We start from the raw sequence: 17,403 nt of genomic DNA, 5'->3' as shown, positions 1-17,403 counted from the left end.
AGGAATCTTCTTACAAATGGGGTTGCGCAAATGAAGGATTTTAGCGACAAATCGAATTACATTAACAGGGAATTAAGCTGGCTGGCATTTAATGAGCGTGTTTTAGACCAAGCGGCTAATCCAAACAACCCCATACTGGAACGTCTTCGGTTTATTTCCATAACGGCATCAAACCTGGACGAATTTTTCATGGTTCGAGTGGCTGGTCTCAAGGACCAAGTTAAAGTCGGCTACAACGTCCCAGACAACAAAACTAAAATGACGGCAGAACAGCAGTTGAGCGAAATTTCCAAACGAGTTCACAAGCACTTTACCAGGCTTTATTCGACGTTAACCAACCGCATCTTACCTGCTTTGGCGAACAGCGGGATTCAATTCTTAAGCAGTCAGGAACTCTCCAGTACTCAAAGGGAATTCTTACTGGACTACTTTCATCACGATATCTTCCCAGTTTTAACGCCTCTGGGTATAGACGCGAGTCATCCCTTCCCGATGCTGGCGAATCGTACGTTAAACCTGGCAGTACTTCTCAAACCAAGGGACACAATTGGAGATAAAAAAGAGAACCTGTTTGCAGTGGTACAAGTACCTTCTGTTTTGCCGCGGTTTATTAAACTTCCGTCCAAGGCCGACGACAATCAGTATGTGCTATTGGAGAGTGTCATTCAGAACTTCATTGAAACACTGTTTCCGGGCAACCAAGTACTGGAATCCGGGGCTTTCCGCATTACCCGCAATGCTGATATTACGTTTGACGAGGAAAGCGCAGAAGACTTGCTCGAAGAAATTGAACGGGAACTGAAAAACCGGAAAAAAGGCGCAGCGGTTAGGCTGGAAGTAGAGTCTGGTATGAGCCAGGCACTTTCGGAACCACTTAGAATCTGGAGTGATTTACGTAAAGAGGATGTGTATTCTGTTCACGGCCCCCTCGACACAAAGTTTTACTCTAAGATTTATGACTTGCCCGGATATGATTATCTCCGTTATGACACTATCATGCCCCAACGGCCTCGCGATCTCGTTGGCGAGAGCAACATTTTTGAAGCCATCAAGCACAAAGACATCCTGATGATGCATCCCTATGAGTCTTTCGAACCGGTGATTCACTTCGTGAATCAAGCCGCAGATGACCCCAATGTACTAGCCATTAAACAAACACTCTACCGCGTCAGCGGGAACTCCCCTGTGGTGAACGCCTTGGCCCGTGCAGCCGAAAACGGGAAACAGGTGACCGTTTTAGTGGAACTGAAGGCGCGGTTCGATGAGGCCAATAATATTGTTTGGGCAAAGAAACTGGAGGAAGCCGGCTGCCACGTAATTTACGGTCTAGTCGGATTAAAAACACACAGTAAAATCACACTTGTAGTCAGACGAGAAGAGACCACAATCCAAAGGTACGTTCACCTAAGTACGGGGAACTACAATGATATTACCGCAAGGGCATACACGGACATCGGAATGTGCACAGCGCGCAACAATTTTGGTTACGACGCATCCGAGTTCTTTAATCATCTCACCGGATTTGGGACAACTCCTGAATGGCGAATGATTTCAATTGCACCTAGAGGCATGAAGACAAAGTTTATAGAGCTGATTGAAAATGAAATTGAAACGAGTACTCCTGACAATCCTGGACGTATCATCGCCAAAATGAACTCCTTGACAGACAAAGACTTAATTCGCACCCTGTACCACGCATCTTGCAACGGTATCCAGATTGACTTAATTGTGCGAGGTATAAGCTGTCTTCGACCCGGGATTCCGGGAGTCAGTGAAAATATAAACGTCTCCAGCATCGTAGGTAGATTTCTGGAACACAGCCGCATTTTTTATTTTAAGAACGGTGGAAATGAACAAGTTTATCTGTCGAGTGCAGACTGGATGACAAGGAATATGATTAAGCGGGTGGAAATCCTGTTTCCGGTCGTACAAGATAACTTAAAAGAGCGACTAAAAAGTATTCTCCAGGTCTACCTTTCCGATAATACGCACCGCTATGTCCTTCACGCTGATGAAAGCTACGAAAAAGTCGTTCCACAGGAGAATGAGATTTGCGTAAACAGCCAGCTCTACTTTCACGAAGAGGCTGTTGAAGCCGCGACTTTGTCTGACGGCGTAGTGCACAAGATGACGCCCATTGTTGCACCAAAGGAACGTTGACACGAAATACACGAACGTAAAAAGTTACATCAAGGCATTCATCACAGCCAAAAAACCCCAGTTGGAGACCAACTGGGGAGACGCAGAACTACTACGCGATGGGCTGCGGTAAAACCTCTATGAGATTTTTCCATGTCGTCATGTCAGCTGTGCCAGTGGCTTTTTGGTGGGTCTTTGATTGAAAGTCTGTAACTGCTGCTTCCGTAACTGGGCCAAACAGCCCATCGATTGGTCCCGGGTTTTCCTGCCTGTATTGTAGAAGATATTGCAAGTCGGTCACTTCCTGCCCAGCAGACCAGAGTTGCAGTGCTGGTCTTCCCGAAACAGGATGCTCGACCAGATGAGACCACGTCTGCGGGCCTGCGATTCCGTCGATGGAAATACCGGCGTCCTTTTGAAAGGCCTGCACCGAGATGTTCGTATTGGCATCAAAAATCCCTGTGACTCCATTCGGATGTTGGCCGGTTTTGTATAAGAGCAGTTGCAGGTCTTTTACGTAAATACCGGAGTCTCCCTCAAGCAAAGTGGGTAAATTTGCAATCTTGGTCCCCGAAGAAGACGAACTCCCGCCTGATGGAACAGACCCGAATCTCTGATGCAAGCTCCCCGGTGTACCAGCATATACATCCAAATCTACATTCCCTGCAACGCCGGAAATACTGCCCTGACTCGAATACTGCCAGAACGTCCATTGGCTCCAACCATTAAAACTGTTTGGCCGGGATACTCCCCAGTCTGCCACCCACAAAAGAAGACTCGAAATGGATGAAGTGAGCGAAGAACTCGCAAAGGACGGACTGACGTAAATCACGGGATTGGTCCCTGTCTTTGCTTTGACACCAGCAACAAACTGGTTCACCCAATCTGTCAGTGCGAATTTCGACTTTCCGCCCGTATCTTCTAAATCCAATACCGGAGGCAATTCTCCTTTGGCATTCTGTTGCTGCAACGTCCTTACAAAAAAGTCTGCCTGTGTCGTACCACTGCTCTCAGAAGGCCGAGCGAAATGATAGGCTCCGCGTACAATCCCAGCTGCCTCAGAGTTTTTGAAGTTGGCCGTAAACTGAGGGTCGGTATAACCTGTGCCCTCTGTTGCCTTAATATATGCAAAGGTGATTCCTGATTGACGAACCTTGGCCCAGTCGATGTCTCCTTGCCAATGCGAGACATCAATGCCGTAGGCGTCTGCATTGCTTCTGCTTTGCATAGCATCAACCTCCCCCACTATAACTATGCAATTAGCTCACAGCGGGTAAGAGCATTTTCATTAGTTGGCAAGCAACAAGGTAGTGGTACGTCAAGTTAGTCGAAATTATATCGTTTCATCAGCAACCTTCCGATGTAGGTCACCACACCGTACATGAGCAATGACAGAACCGCCAGAATACAGATGCTGGTCATCACCAGACCCATTTGGAAGACCTGCCCCCCGTAAATAATCAGAAAACCTAAACCTGCCTTGGCCGACAGAAACTCACCCATGATAACTCCGACCAATGTAAGCCCAATATTCACCTTCGTGGTCGCAACGAAATTCGGAATACTGGCAGGAAGTACAACAATTTTGAGAATCTGCCACCGTGTGGCCCCAAACGACTTCATGAGCTTAATTTTCCCTTTATCAATTTCATGGAATCCGGAGACTAACATCATAATTGTGACAATCAAAGAAATGGCAATTGCCATTCCATAGATGGACATTCGGTCCCCGAGCCAAATAAAGAAGATAGGTCCCAACGCCACTTTTGGCAAAGCGTTCAAAACAACCAAATAAGGGTCAGCGACTTTTGCAGCAAAGACTGACCACCATAGCACAACAGCTGATACTCCGCCGATGCCCATTGAAATCACAAAGCCAATGAGCGTTTCCTTGGTCGTAATCCACGTATCCGACAGTACCTTTCCTTCCCGAAGCAATTGACCAAACATGGACGCAATTTGCGTTGGTCGACTGGTCAACATGGAATTCACCCAATGCATCCGGGCAGCGAGTTCCCACACTGCGAGAAATGCAATGAGGAGAAACAATTGTGTCATGCGAACAAGCAGTACGTGACGCCGCCGACGCTTCAGAAAAGCGAGATATGCACTGCTTTTCCTCTTCTCATTTGCGCCAGCAGGTGTGGAGGCAGAGGAATCAGTTGAATTCATGACGGGCCTAATATCTTCACTCCGAGAGTCGTACATGGTCCTCCAACTCCTCCCAGATAAGGTTGAAGTAGCGATGGTACTCAGGTCGCTGACGAGTTTGAAAGGGAGACGGTCTGCCTCCTGAGAATTCAATTTTGTGATCGGCCTTGACCGTACTAGGTCTCCGAGACATCACTAGAACCCTGTCTGCCATGGATATCGCTTCAGACAAATCGTGCGTAACAAGTACAACAGTCTTGCGCTGCTCTCTGAGAATGCGAGAAATCTCATCTGATAGTGTCAGCCTGGTTTGATAATCGAGTGCTGAAAAAGGTTCATCGAGCAACAGTATGTCCGGCTGGACCACAAGCGTTCGAATCAATGCAACGCGCTGACGCATCCCGCCTGAAAGTTGCTTTGGGTTATGCGATGCAAAACCTTCCAATCCGTAGCGATTGAGTAAATGCAATGCCCGCTCTTTTGCCTCCGCTTTTTTGAGTCCGCGTACCTCGGCTCCAACCAATAGGTTGTTGAGAACGTCTCGCCATTCAAATAGGTAATCGTGTTGCAGCATATATCCAACTTTTCGGGACGGTTCAGTAACTCTCTCTTCATCCAGCAACACTTCTCCGGAAGTCGGATTTAACATGCCGGAAATCAAGGAGAGAAGTGTACTCTTTCCACAGCCGCTGGGCCCAACAATGCTGACAAACTCGCCTTCTTCAATTGACAGGTTCACATCTTGCAATGCCTGAGTCTCTTCTCTTTTGGTAAAGTAATGTAGTGAAACATTGCGCAGTTGGATTTGAGACACCCGACACACCTCCCGTCTGTGTTCGCTGGACAATATGCCGCAAGGCTCGAACCTGAACTCAGCATTATTTCCCATTTAGAGCTTTCTGTGCAAAGCTGGGGTCCACCACATCGCTGTATTTCACTCGCTGATTCGGCTTCTCCGTACCTGATGCTATCAGCACATTTTGCAGTGTTGTCAGCTCGGCCTTGCTTAGTACTGGAGTTTTCCATGTGTTCAGCTTTTGGTAACGGTCAACGGATTTGGCAATGAGGTTCACAGGTGTACCTGTGAAGTACGGTTTAATTGCCTGGGCAACTTGGGTTGCGCTGTGTGAATTGATCCACTGTGTGGCCTTGTACACTGCGTCGGTCCATTCCTGGATGACTTTGGGGTGAGCCTTCACGTAAGAAGATGTCGCTTCAAAAGCCGTTTCCGGATAATTGCCAATCGCCTGACCTACGGAGGTATCATAATAAGCTTTACCTGATTGTTCGAGTTGTGAAGCAACCGGCTCATACACTTGGATAAAATCGGCCTTTTTACTTTCGAACGCCCCAACCATGGCTTGCGGGGCAATGTTTGTAATGACGTTCGCCTTCACACCTTTTGCTTTCAAATCGTGAGCGAGTACCATCTGTGGAGCACTTCCCGGGCGCCAACTAATGACGGACTTCCCCTGCAAATCACTCCATTTGAAGTTGTTTATCTTTTTATGGGACATAATGAAAGAGCCGTCTGTGTTGGTCAGTTGGTAGAATACTTTTAGTGTCTTACCACCATGTTGATTGTAGATATAGACAGAAGTCTCCGGACCAACAAGAGCAATATCAGCCGATCCCGATAAAAGCGCCGCAGCTCCCTTATTGGATCCTTCCGACGTAACCATATCGACCTTTATGCCTTGCTGCTTGAAAAATCCTTCAGCCATCGCAACATATTGCGGGGCATAGAAGATGGAGCGAATGACTTCCGAATAGCGCACGGTAACGGGCTTTGCTCCGCCCGTGGACGGTACTGAATTGCTCCCCCCCGATACATTATTTGAAGGCGACGTTCCACAGCCAATCAGCGCAGTCGTCAGTACAGCCCCAATACCAAGGACTGTTGCGCCGCGTTTTACCTTTTTACCCAGTCTCTGCATTCCAAAATCCCCCTATTACGAAATCTAGGCATTCGCCCTTGGTTTTGTGTTCACAAGGTATGACTATGCGCCCAGAGGGAAATTGGTTCAAAATCAACAGACGCAGCATAGCTGCAATAAAAAACCTCTTTGTCTTGGCCGTTCTATAGTGCCCAAAACCTGGCGGCAGAGACTGTCCAGATGTTGCTAGCTCCAAGACCCTCGTGGAATGAACAAGCGACAGGTCCCAACCGTGCATCCATTCACTTCCGGCATGTTACACTTATTCAATTAAAGGGAAGCACAGTACAGAAAGACAGGCGGTAGAACACCCTTGAATGTGGGTGGTTGCGTTATATGTCACACTGGAAATAGAAGGTGGGACAGTCTCGGAAGTCGTTTTGTGCCCAGATGAGAACAAAGAGGTGTCCATTATGAGATGGGTTATAAGCGGCGCAGTCGCTGTCATAGTAGGGTTCCTTACTTATCAGTTCTATATGTCCAATGTTGTGTTTGCGTTGATTATTGCACTGAATAGCCTTGTCCTAGCGGCCTGGTTCCCATTAAAGAGTCATGGTCGAATACGTTGGGTGTCTATCTTTTACCCGTTTGTCATGGGGTGGTTGGCTAATATCATGTTTACGTCCCTGCATATCACTGGGGTTATCCCGGGCGCAGTACTTGACGTTGTCGCCTTCACTGGTTGGTCATCGGTTATCCTGACCATGAGATTTATGAAACAATAAGGAGCGAAGTAGTCTATGCTGGTTTCTCGCTTGGCGTAGCAATAGCACAGCGGCTTGCTCAAACCCGTGAAGGTGCCCGTGGTGCTCTATTCTTCGACTCCTGCTTTTCGCCATCGACGTTTGGAACGTCTTGGCCAGTCGATGTGCCTGTCCACATTCATGTGAAGCCTGTCAGAAACCTCTGTGTGAAATATCTTGAGTGGAGAGCCGGATGCAAATGGATTCTTCTGTTCCTTGGTCTGTGAAAAATCAAGCACGAATGCATATCAAAAACGGTCATAACCCATATACGTCAACTGCTGATGGACTAGATTGTAGATGTGCTAACAGAACCGAGATGCGACACAAAATAAGGCGAGGCCGGGGAGAGCCTCTGTACGAACTCCCTCAGTCTACCTCACCACTTCTGTCTCCCGTACGCTCAGTGTTCTGATCGGTCGAACTTGTTTATTTTGATTCGTTTTTTAAGGAAAACAAGTTGCGTTCAGAAACGACGTCCGACATTCCCTGTACAAAGCGCAAAGCGTACTGTACGTTTGGATCCTTTAACAAACGAAGAACACCAAATATTCCAATGTACGTATTATCCTTTTCCGCACGACTCTTTGCTTCCCGAATCGCTTCCGATGCATTTTTGACGGTAGTCTGGAGTGGTTTCGCTTTTTCACGCACCATGGTTTCTAGTCCACCCATCATTTCCGCATCCGAAAGAGCCTCTGTTGCAACTTCAACTCCAGTACCGAGAAGCGAAATTAACGGTGCCAATTTTGGAAGTTGCTGAATTAATTCAGTGACTGCGTGCTGTACTTCTGGCTGCAATAAAAGTTCGGTTACATCTAAAGTTGGTTTTTCCTTTGACATAGTAGTAGGCACGACTGTCCGCTCCCCTCGTGTAGAACATCCTTCCGACGTAGGATATCCAACTTGAGAGACATTAGTCAAGTTTCATTTATTAGTCACAAAATCCGTGAGAGGTCGCTTTTCATAAATATCTATCTAAAAAAGCATTGGGCGTAAGTTATGAACAGAACATTGATAAAGGGTGTTTTCTATTGACATCCTGTCGAAACTGAACTACGCTTTGGACAAAATCACACACCAACCCTCATATAACATCGGGAATACGGCTCGATGGTTTCTACCAAGTGACCTTAAATCGCTTGACTATGAGAACGTTCTGGTTTGCATATTTCACGGCGATGAAAAGAAGTCTGCTCTTTCTCGGGCTTTACAGAGAGAGACAGTTCATTGAGTCGCTTTGTTTGTGATTTATGAGACCCGGTGCCTCTTGTAGACTCAGCGAACGAGCTCTCCATAGGTGCCGGGTTTTTGTGATCTCTACTATTTGTTACAAGGGGGCTTATTTGAATGAAGACCGCAGAGACGGCCACGCAGAACCCGCAGCAAGACAAGGCGTTTCAACTCGAAACGGAAGGTACTGGGGTTATTTCTGAGCAAAAACGGCACGGAATGCCGCGTGAATTGTTTTTTGTATGGTTTGCGGCTGTACTTACCTTTACTGGTGTTGTGACCGGGCAACTGTTTACAGCTCTCGGATTAAATGTATGGGACAGTATGATAGTCGCTCTCATTTGTTCTATCTCCTTCGCCGTTCTAGGATATGCATCCTCCACTGGCCCCAAGGGTGGTACAGTGACACTGACCATATCGAAGGCTTCCTTTGGACTTCGAGGCAATAAAGTTCCCGCGTTCTTCAGCTGGATAACGGCTGTTGGATGGGAAAGTGTTACGATGGTATTAACTGTATGGGCTCTGTTAAGCTTGGCACAATACGTCGGCTTGCCATCAACAGGCGTGGGTCCGACCATCATCGCTTTGCTACTGACTCTTGTGTTTACCTATACGGTCCCCATTCTCGGTCACGCTACCCTGATTACAATGCAGCGTATTCTCGCATTCATCCTTGCTATTTGCGCCGTGTTCGTTATCTTTGCAATCCTTCCGGACGTCAATTGGGCATTTTCAACACCTGTAAGCAAAATGGCGGCAACTGGTGTATTCCCGACATTCTTATTAGCCTTGTCCATCGGTTTGGCCAGCACATTTTACGGCTGGGTCAATTTCTCGGCTGACTATTCCCGCTACTTACCGGCCAAAACGCCCACTCGGAAAATTGTTGGAGTAACCTTTTTCGGCGGTGGAGTGGCTAATTTCATAATGATGAGTGTAGGTATACTGCTCGGAACATTCGTAAGCGCAACTGCCTTCTCCAGCAATCCGGTCATGGCTATTGCCAAAGCCATTCCAGCTTGGGCATCCATCCCATTACTGATTGCCGTAATTGTTGGAGATATTACAGCTAATTACCTGAACGCGTACAGTTCCGGAATGAGTTTCCTGTCCATGGGCATTAAGATTCCAAGGTACTGGGCAGTCGCAGTTGACGGTATTATTTGCACAGGAGTGGCAGTATACGCGCTCTTCTTCTCTCCTAACTTTGTAAACTTCTTTGAAAATTTTCTCGACGTGATGATTGTGTTTATTGGTCCATGGGCCACCATCTATTTGATTCATCACTGGCGTTTGAAAGGAAGATACAATGCATCTGGTTTGGACGCAGTTGATTCGTCGTCGCCCTATTGGTTTACTGGCGGAGTGAACTGGAAGGTTATGGCCGCCTTTATCATTGGAGTCATTGCGACCTTCTTGACTGTCAACAACTCGTTTTTCCAGAGTAAATTGACCATCATGTGGTTTGGCGGGGCTGACTTAACAGCATTTGCAGCGCCAATTGTAACTGGCATTGCATATTTATTACTCGTGTCCAAACCGGCTGAAGCCTTTTCGACAAAACTGGAATCAAGTATCAATTCGTAAATGACCTGGGTTTCGAATTGAAATCCCCTTTTATCTCGACCACATTCGCACGAATGCAAGTTACTAGCCTGCAACAGATTAATAAAATTCTCTGAAAAGTTATGCCTGCGGTCCCCACCTTGGGGACCTTTTTTTGAGCATATCAAACACTACACTTGCCGCATACAGTGACATTGACCTAGTTTGAAGTCAACGCATTTATGACCCAATTTGGCCCTGCAGCAGGAGACACTGTACGACAACACGCATCTTACCTGACCTATAACTGGACACTACTCAGAGACAATTTTAGAATTCGAAAGCTATAATGTGATCCCAATCCCTGCCATACACCCCGATTTAGTTGTCTGTTTGTACATGAATTCGTTATGCTAAGAGATACAAGAATACCGCACTTTGTTCATCAATGAAATAATGAAATAACCCTCCAAATATTTACTGATTGAATAAAGGAGGCACTGAAATGCCCATGATAGCTGACACAGTTGGTAAACAAAGCCCTGTTACAGTGTATACGACAACGAACTGTACGAGATGTGTGCTGACAAAGCGTTTTCTGAACCGGTTGGGAGTGCCATTTCGCGAAATCAGCATTTTTCGCGAAGAGAACGCTGCCCAAGAGTTGATGAAACAGACAGGCACTTTGGAAGCACCTGTCACAATCATCGGTAAACAGTTTGTTCGAGGGTATAATCCGGAAGCCATTGCATCTTTGCTGCAAATGGAAGGATGGAAACTCAGCGAAGATTGAGGTATACATTGAGCTGATTTTTCATTTCATCAGCTTTCTCCTCTGAATCGACTTCGAGATGAAAATGGTCTCCGCGCAAAGTCGCGGAGAAACCGTTAAAGCCTGCTTGCGTAAGATAAGATGAAATATCATCCGCAGACTCTGCCGCGCTGAGCAGAACCTTGCTTCCGACAAAGTCAGCGTTGACATAGACATCGTATTTATCGTGGACCAACTTCATGTCAGTATCTCCGTCCAGACGTGTAACTCCAAGCGGATTGAAGTTGATATTTGACCCATCGGCCATGGGACCCCCTCCTCATACTTTGTGATTACTACGCAGAGTATGAGCCTTGTCTTCATGATTTATCCGCAAGGGGTGTCTTCAAGGGCCGTGTCCAAACAAATTAAGCTGACCAGTTGCAGTTGGTTCGAGGAGTTGAAGGATAGTCGATATTTTTTGGCGATAACCCAGATGCCGATGCAGAATTCTCAATTACCCGCTTTAAGCAATTTCTCGATGTCTAATCCCATGTCGGCAGGCTTGACGGCCGAGGCGTAGCGCTTGACCACATGCCCATCACGATTGACCAGAAACTTTGTAAAGTTCCATTTAATCCTCTCACTGCCAAGTATACCTGGAGCATTGGACTTAAGATAGCGATAGAGTGGATGAGCCTCCTCACCGTTGACATCAATCTTTTCAAACATCGGAAAACTCACCTGGTAATTTAGACTACAGAATTCTTGAATCTCAGTGCTGTTCCCAGGTTCTTGCTTGCCAAATTGATTGCATGGAAACCCAAGAATCTCAAAACCTTGTTGACGATAAGACTGATAGATCGCCTGCAGCCCTTCGTATTGCGGGGTGAACCCACATTTGCTGGCTGTGTTTACAATCAGTAAGACTTTTCCACTATAGTCGGCTAGGGACTGCTCACTTCCGTCAATCCGGTTGGCGGCGAAATCATACACGGTCATGGTAGGAGCTCCTCCTCATTAATATGGATTCAAAAAAAGCTCGATATAATATCGAGCATAAACAATTGCATGTATACTATTTTACTCCTTTAACAATTTATTAACATTCTTAAAATTAATAAACTGCTTCTTTTTTTCATCCCATAACCGATATCCCAAAGCTCTAAAACTCAATCTTATCCCGACACGTGGAACCTGTTGAAACGCTGTGTCACTTCGATACAAATCCTGAAGATTATAATTAGGTATCCGTGAACTCAAGTGGTGGATATGGTGGTAACCTATGTTTCCAGTTATCCAGTTCAATACTTTAGGCAAATCGTAAAAGGAACTTCCGTGCATCGCTGCTTGAAAAAAGCTCCAATTGTCTTCTTGTTCAAAGTACGTTGTTTCAAACTGATGCTGAACATAAAACAACCAAATTCCTAGCATACCTGAGAGATACAAAACAGGCCCTTCCACAATTAAAAACCGATTCCATCCTAATACGGAGCCAAGGATGGCAATGATGAGTAGCAGTACCGCATTTGTAGCATAGGTATTTACTCTCTCTTTTACCCCTGCATTCCTTTTGTTAAATCGATAGTTAACTAACAGCATGTAGAAGGGGCCCAAACCAAAGAGAATCAGGGGATTTCTATAGAGCCGGTAAGCCAACCGACGCCGCGGAGAAGCCGCAGCGTATTCATCCACTGTGAGTGTCCAAATATCCCCGACTCCCTTTCTCGTCAAGTTCCCGCTGGTGGCATGATGAATTGAATGCTCACGTTTCCAACGGTAAAATGGAAACATCACAACAAGTCCCGTTAAGATTCCTACAACCGCATTGGCTCTTCTTGTCTTAAAAAAGGCTCCATGGCAGCAGTCATGAAAAATAATGAACGTCCTCACAGCAAATCCCGCAGTTGGAATCGTAAGCAATAATGCGAGAACGGTGGAGACAGCTAGGCTCTCAAAGGCAAGGTACCATAACAGAAAAAAGGGAATAATTGTCGTTGCAAGTTGCCACAAGCTCTTTCCACGATGACACTGCTCGAAAGGAGCAATCTGCCGTTTCCAATTATTTAGGTTCCCTTGAATGCTCATCATCTACCTTTCACTTGAATTACTGCGTTAACTTATGCACTGCATCTCTTCGTTGTCCGTAAAAAGCCGACAAACAGGCGTATCCCATCGGTCACTTATGACTCTGGTATCGTCACAAACATAATCGGGAAAGAGAGTTAGACTGTGCTATTTATAGTACTATAAGCGTGAGTTCATCACGACTAAGGAACGAATGTCTTTTAGGAATTTTCTTCACGGATATTTATCCGTTGGCTTGTGTAAGGGGAGCAACCCGGCTGTCCTGGGCAGTGATACCTGTAGACCCGTGGCTTTGCGTCCATACCTTTCGGTGTGTTTGCTCGTTCTATCTGTTCCTCTTAATGTGTTCATCTTACTAGAAAATTTAACAAAATACTACGACAGGTATTTTCCATGCAACTCTGTTGGACACACTTGGCTTCAGACCTATATAAGTCCCAGTTTCTCAAGTGCGTGAGCTATACCGCCCTCATTTACATCCAATGTTACAAAACTGGCCCTGTGCTTCAATTCATCGACCGCATTTCCCATGGCTACGCCGATACCCACTGCTGACATCATTTCAATGTCATTGATGCCGTCGCCAAATGCAGCAGCTTCCGACCTGTCCTGATGGAGAACGGCCAGCAGCTTTTCTATCCCTGAGGCCTTTGAAATTCCCCTGTTCACGGCGTTGAAAGCATCTTCTCTAGACCCCCACGGATAAAAATCAAGTCGGTTTCCCTCTGTATACAGACGAATTCCCTCTGAAGAACACATCACTTCGAGCTGCAGAACGTCCCCTTCGCAACCGCCGGCACACTCCTTGCTCATATCCCATTTGCGCATGTAATTTTCCAATATGTCCGTTCTGTCACGACTGGCAATTTCGAAACCATCTGATGTACAAGTCACCAATGAATCACTCTGTTGCAGCACTAACTTACGTATCGCATCCACAGTTGACGACTGAATCACACTTCGATAAATCGTCTCGTTCTCGTATACCACTAAGCTGCCGTTAAGGGCTACATACGAAGCAATTCCAAGTTCCTGCATCAATCCGTAAATGTTAAAAGCAGGACGGGCGGATGCAATGACAGGAGTAACGCCATTCTCTCTTAACTGCAAAACGGCTCTCTTCGTGCTTTGCAACAGGTTCCCTTGCCAGTTTACCAGGGTACCATCGATATCAAAAAACACGGTTTTTATCAAATGCGTCCACCCTTGCAATAGTATTTTCTCCGTTCAAAATTGTACCACGAAACGATATAAGTTCCGTGGTACTGTGACTGTACTGAGTGTTTCCGGCTGCGTAAACGAGATTAACTATGCGCCTGTGCAAGGTCAGCAAACTGTTTATTAACATCCTCATTACACACGCCGCCGTGATAACACAAGGCTGTTTCCACGTTAAATGCTGTGAACTTTGCAATCGATTTCCAGGCCAGAGACATATCTGGTGTAAACTTTTCGTTGGGACCCAACAACTTTCCTTCTTCGGAAACAATAGCATCCCCTGTAATCAAGGTCTTGCTCTCTGGGTGATACAGACTTATGTGTCCAGGCGTATGCCCTGGACTAAAGATAACTTGCAACCCGCCCAGCAGAGAGAGTAGTTCTCCATCCTGAAGTAAGGTATTTACCTTAGCTTGAGGAGGTGTACCACGGGACGGGTCGTGCTTGATTAAAAGTCTTTCTCCCTCAATATAAGGCGCATCGTCCTTATGTGCACACACTTCTACCGTATGGTCCAACGCATTGATAATGTCAGGCAATCCGCCAATGTGGTCGTAATCCTGATGTGTCAAAATGATTTTTCTCAGTCGGTCAAAAGGCACTCCGGCCTGGTCCATCTCCGTCTTGATGTCAGACAACATCCCGGGAAAGCCAGTGTCGACAAGTACTGCCTCGTCATTGTCCCACAACAGCGTTGGATGAATAACCATCTGTCTGTCGCCGAAGTTCAAGGACAAATCCAGCAGCGCAATTCCATCAACAATCCTTTTCACAGCTTACCTCTCCTCCCCTTCTTGCAAGACTATCCTTCAAATTCTTCATCTATTGTAAACTCCGAAAGTATCGAATCCAAATCAAAAAACGAGATTACCACCGTGTGAAAGAATACGCTACAATAAGTCTACAAAGGACGGGGGTACGAAACGTGATGTGGCTCTGGTTGCTTGCTGCAACAACTCTCACAGCATGGATGATTTTTACCATACTATCTTTTCCAGGACTGAAAAGAGCTGTTGCTCTCAAAAATAGTCATGTGTCAGCTGAATGGGACTGTAAACAGCCTTCGAGAGCAGCTCTGGACTTGTCCGGCTCCAGCGCTGAGGACGACCAAAACCGTCTCTATTCCCAAAAAGTCTCCCTCATACTAGCGGCAAGAAATGAGGCACAGAATCTTCCCCACACACTATCTTCCCTGCGAGAGCAAACTTGGGCAAACCTGGAAGTCATCGTAGTCGACGACAGATCAATTGACAATACACGACGTGTCTTAAAGGAAGCCTCGCACAATTGGCCCCAGTTAAAAGTCATTTACAATACAACACTCCCGGAAGGCTGGTTGGGAAAGACATACGCTTTGTGGACAGCTGCGCGGCAAGCGAACGGAAAGTGGCTTCTGTTCACGGATGCCGATGTGGCGTTTACGCGTGATGCAGTGGAAACTGCAATGAAGTATGTCACAACAAGAAACATAACTCATTTAGCATTATCACCGCGTATTATTGCAAAGGGATTTTGGCTGCGGTCTGTAGTTTACTTCTTTCTGTACAACGTGGTTCTAGCCTTTAGGCCGCAAAATGCAGATTCTTCTCATTCATCTGCGTCGGTAGGTATAGGGGCCTTTAATCTCATTCAAAAACAAGCCTATGACAGCGTAGACGGACACCGCAGCGTGGCAATGCGGACGGATGAAGATTTAGCGCTTGGCTCCGTCATAAAGAAAGCTGGTTTTAAGCAGGTGTTTGCAGGCGGTACACATCTTCTGTCCGTTGAGTGGTACAAAACCTTGTCTGAAATGACACTGGGGCTCGAAAAAAACGCTTTGGCACCTTTTCACTATAGGTATTGGTATTTTTCGTCAGCAATGGCAGCCATGCTTCTATTCTATAGTGGGCCTGCCGTTGGTACAATTTTGTCTGCCGGATGGACAAGAGGTATTTTCGCCTTGGCCTGGGCAATGGAAACCTACTTGTTTTACATGACAAGAAAGTACAGCGGTGTGTCCGCATTGTGGTCCATCACAGTCCCATTGTCAGCCCCAGTTTTATGTTGCATTCTCGTACGAGCTGCAATGCTTACTGCTGTAAACGGAGGTATTCGCTGGAGGGACACATTTTACTCACTGCGTGAACTAAGAAAGCAAAAATAGGCAATAGACCTTTTGTTTGGACCGGATATTGAGTTGCGCGGATAGACCCTGAAACTTCCACGTTAGCACCTGGTTTTACAAAGCCTTAAGAAAACCTCAACGCAAGATTAATGAAAGAAAAGTAGGATAGGTGTAATAAGCAAGATACAGATAAATGAGGGGGTTGCATGGGTGTCAAAAGAAAAAACATTTAAATCACGTACTATCCACTTGTTGGGCATGGCAGGTCTTGGCCGCAATGTAGGATATGGGGCAAATAAGGTGTTCACGAGCCCGATGCTTCAGAATCTTCACATTTCGCAGCCTCTCATTGGACTAATTTTGGGCCTTGAAGGACTCTTGGGATTGATTATGAACCCATTAGCTGGATGGCTCAGCGACCACACAACGAAACCTGGTTTCCGCCGAAAAATCTATGTAGCCATCTGTCTTCCCGGGGCAGCTTTAGCTTGGTTGTTGTTCTATTTTCTTCATCAACCTCTTCTTGCAATGATAGTCATTGTCATCTTCTATCTTTTCCAACAGACTTCCATGAGTCCTTATCAGGCGTGGATGCCAGAAGTTGTTCCGGCGTCCAAATGGGGTGTCGCGTCCGGATACTTGAACTTATGGTGGCTAGTGGGGAATCTTGCAGCATTCCTTGTCATTCCTATGGTCTGGACCTTTACTCACACAGGAGCCTTTATTCTTACGTCAGCAATCATGGTTCTCGGCGGATTGACAACTGTAATCGGTGTACCAGAGGCTGTCGTTCAGAAAACGGATGCTAGAAACAAACCGAGATTCTCATACAGAACATTGCGGCACAGAAATCTTGTTCTGTATTTTACGGTACATTTTTTAAGCTGGTTGTCCTACGAATCAATGGCCTCCTTTTTTACACTCTTCGTGTTACATGTTGCCCATGGCAAACAAATAGATGCGGCTCTGGCTATGGCCCTTTATACTGGAACCGGCATTGTAACAGCTTTTGTCGTCGGTAAATTGTACAAACGGGTTTCCCCTAAACTTATGTTGTCCAGTGCTTTGGGACTATACGGCTTGGTCAGCCTCGCAGGACTATTTATTCACTCAATGACAGGCGTCTACATTGTCGTTGCAATTGAAGGCGTCTTCTGGGCTGTCAACCTAACCGTGTCCTTTGCACTTGTTACGGATTTGCTCCATCAAATTGTCCAAAATGAGAAACGAGAAGAACAACTGCGCGGCGGATTATTTGGTCTCAATACGCTTATGGAAGCAGCCGGGTTACTCATTGCAGCTCCACTTACCGGGGTTGTTGTGTCCTGGTCAGGCAGTTATTCCAGTATGTTCCTGGTGAGCATGACAGCCAGTGTGCTGGCAATCGTATTTGTGCTTAGAATTCGCTTGTCTCGAAGCGGAGATTCGCAAATGTAGCCTTCATCACCCCACATGGCCGATAAAGATTCTTGACTTGGACGGACGAATAGC

17 protein-coding genes and 2 riboswitches are annotated in these 17,403 nt (G+C 46.2%); of the genes, 7 read left to right on the top strand and 10 right to left on the bottom strand.

Going from position 1 to position 17,403, the window contains the following annotated elements:
• Positions 1 to 30: 30 nt before the first annotated feature.
• Positions 31 to 2,160, top strand: a complete 2,130-nt coding sequence (locus tag GI364_RS06365) for an RNA degradosome polyphosphate kinase (protein ID WP_198852831.1) — start codon at positions 31 to 33, stop codon at positions 2,158 to 2,160.
• 91 nt (positions 2,161 to 2,251) lie between these two features.
• Here the strand turns inward: GI364_RS06365 and GI364_RS06360 are convergent, their stop codons facing one another.
• From GI364_RS06360 to GI364_RS06345, 4 genes are all read right to left on the bottom strand, one after another.
• On the bottom strand, positions 2,252 to 3,367 hold the full coding sequence (locus GI364_RS06360; protein WP_198852830.1) for a GH25 family lysozyme: 1,116 nt from the start codon (positions 3,365 to 3,367) through the stop codon (positions 2,252 to 2,254).
• 95 nt (positions 3,368 to 3,462) lie between these two features.
• The gene (locus GI364_RS06355) at positions 3,463 to 4,347 is read right to left on the bottom strand and encodes an ABC transporter permease (RefSeq protein ID WP_233096035.1); all 885 of its coding nucleotides are present in this window, start codon (positions 4,345 to 4,347) and stop codon (positions 3,463 to 3,465) included.
• Positions 4,328 to 5,104 carry an ABC transporter ATP-binding protein gene (locus tag GI364_RS06350; RefSeq protein ID WP_198852829.1) on the bottom strand — a complete coding sequence of 259 codons (777 nt, stop codon included), beginning with the start codon at positions 5,102 to 5,104 and terminating at the stop codon, positions 4,328 to 4,330. Before GI364_RS06350 ends, GI364_RS06355 begins: the two co-directional genes overlap by 20 nt.
• Positions 5,105 to 5,168: 64 nt before the next feature.
• Entirely contained in the window at positions 5,169 to 6,227 is a 1,059-nt protein-coding gene (locus GI364_RS06345; RefSeq protein WP_198852828.1) for an ABC transporter substrate-binding protein, read from the bottom strand.
• A 413-nt stretch (positions 6,228 to 6,640) separates the two neighbouring features.
• On the opposite strand from GI364_RS06345, the gene GI364_RS06340 reads away from it, so the two are divergent.
• The gene (locus GI364_RS06340) at positions 6,641 to 6,952 is read left to right on the top strand and encodes a hypothetical protein (protein ID WP_198852827.1); all 312 of its coding nucleotides are present in this window, start codon (positions 6,641 to 6,643) and stop codon (positions 6,950 to 6,952) included.
• A gap of 211 nt (positions 6,953 to 7,163) precedes the next feature.
• Complete coding sequence (locus GI364_RS25100; protein WP_198852826.1) at positions 7,164 to 7,385, top strand: nucleotidyltransferase family protein; 222 nt, start codon at positions 7,164 to 7,166, stop codon at positions 7,383 to 7,385.
• Positions 7,386 to 7,399: 14 nt separating this feature from the next.
• Here GI364_RS25100 and GI364_RS06330 read toward each other — a convergent pair whose 3' ends face one another.
• On the bottom strand, positions 7,400 to 7,825 hold the full coding sequence (locus tag GI364_RS06330) for a DUF1641 domain-containing protein (protein ID WP_198852825.1): 426 nt from the start codon (positions 7,823 to 7,825) through the stop codon (positions 7,400 to 7,402).
• Positions 7,826 to 8,037: 212 nt separating this feature from the next.
• A riboswitch (purine riboswitch) is annotated at positions 8,038 to 8,139 on the top strand.
• Between the two features lie 181 nt (positions 8,140 to 8,320).
• Here GI364_RS06330 and GI364_RS06325 point away from each other — a divergent pair.
• Positions 8,321 to 9,790: a purine-cytosine permease family protein gene (locus GI364_RS06325; RefSeq protein WP_198852824.1), complete on the top strand. Its 1,470-nt coding sequence runs from the start codon at positions 8,321 to 8,323 to the stop codon at positions 9,788 to 9,790.
• Positions 9,791 to 10,253: 463 nt separating this feature from the next.
• Positions 10,254 to 10,541: a glutaredoxin family protein gene (locus GI364_RS06320; RefSeq protein WP_198852823.1), complete on the top strand. Its 288-nt coding sequence runs from the start codon at positions 10,254 to 10,256 to the stop codon at positions 10,539 to 10,541.
• On the opposite strand, the gene GI364_RS06315 is transcribed toward GI364_RS06320, so the two are convergent.
• The 5 genes from GI364_RS06315 to GI364_RS06295 all read right to left on the bottom strand — a co-directional run bounded on the left by GI364_RS06315 (position 10,528) and on the right by GI364_RS06295 (position 14,578).
• The gene (locus GI364_RS06315) at positions 10,528 to 10,827 is read right to left on the bottom strand and encodes a hypothetical protein (protein ID WP_198852822.1); all 300 of its coding nucleotides are present in this window, start codon (positions 10,825 to 10,827) and stop codon (positions 10,528 to 10,530) included. The two genes, GI364_RS06320 and GI364_RS06315, sit on opposite strands and share 14 nt — an antisense overlap.
• A 185-nt stretch (positions 10,828 to 11,012) precedes the next feature.
• Entirely contained in the window at positions 11,013 to 11,501 is a 489-nt protein-coding gene (locus GI364_RS06310) for a glutathione peroxidase (protein WP_198852821.1), read from the bottom strand.
• Positions 11,502 to 11,582: 81 nt separating this feature from the next.
• Positions 11,583 to 12,587, bottom strand: coding sequence for a fatty acid desaturase (locus tag GI364_RS06305; protein WP_198853879.1), 1,005 nt, complete (start codon positions 12,585 to 12,587; stop codon positions 11,583 to 11,585).
• A gap of 244 nt (positions 12,588 to 12,831) precedes the next feature.
• A riboswitch (cyclic di-GMP riboswitch) is annotated at positions 12,832 to 12,918 on the bottom strand.
• Between the two features lie 95 nt (positions 12,919 to 13,013).
• Positions 13,014 to 13,781, bottom strand: coding sequence for a Cof-type HAD-IIB family hydrolase (locus GI364_RS06300; protein WP_198852820.1), 768 nt, complete (start codon positions 13,779 to 13,781; stop codon positions 13,014 to 13,016).
• Between the two features lie 110 nt (positions 13,782 to 13,891).
• On the bottom strand, positions 13,892 to 14,578 hold the full coding sequence (locus tag GI364_RS06295; RefSeq protein WP_233096034.1) for an MBL fold metallo-hydrolase: 687 nt from the start codon (positions 14,576 to 14,578) through the stop codon (positions 13,892 to 13,894).
• 155 nt (positions 14,579 to 14,733) lie between these two features.
• Here GI364_RS06295 and GI364_RS06290 point away from each other — a divergent pair, with 155 nt between their 5' ends.
• Together GI364_RS06290 and GI364_RS06285 are read left to right on the top strand one after the other, a co-directional pair.
• The gene (locus GI364_RS06290) at positions 14,734 to 15,951 is read left to right on the top strand and encodes a glycosyltransferase family 2 protein (RefSeq protein ID WP_233096150.1); all 1,218 of its coding nucleotides are present in this window, start codon (positions 14,734 to 14,736) and stop codon (positions 15,949 to 15,951) included.
• Positions 15,952 to 16,122: 171 nt separating this feature from the next.
• The gene (locus tag GI364_RS06285) at positions 16,123 to 17,349 is read left to right on the top strand and encodes an MFS transporter (RefSeq protein WP_198852818.1); all 1,227 of its coding nucleotides are present in this window, start codon (positions 16,123 to 16,125) and stop codon (positions 17,347 to 17,349) included.
• The last annotated feature ends 54 nt before the right edge of the window (positions 17,350 to 17,403 follow it).

Source organism: Alicyclobacillus sp. SO9 (assembly GCF_016406125.1).
In the GTDB taxonomy this organism is placed as follows: domain Bacteria; phylum Bacillota; class Bacilli; order Alicyclobacillales; family Alicyclobacillaceae; genus SO9.
The sequence above is the reverse complement of the archived record's forward strand: the minus strand, read 5'-3'. Positions and strand labels throughout refer to the sequence as shown.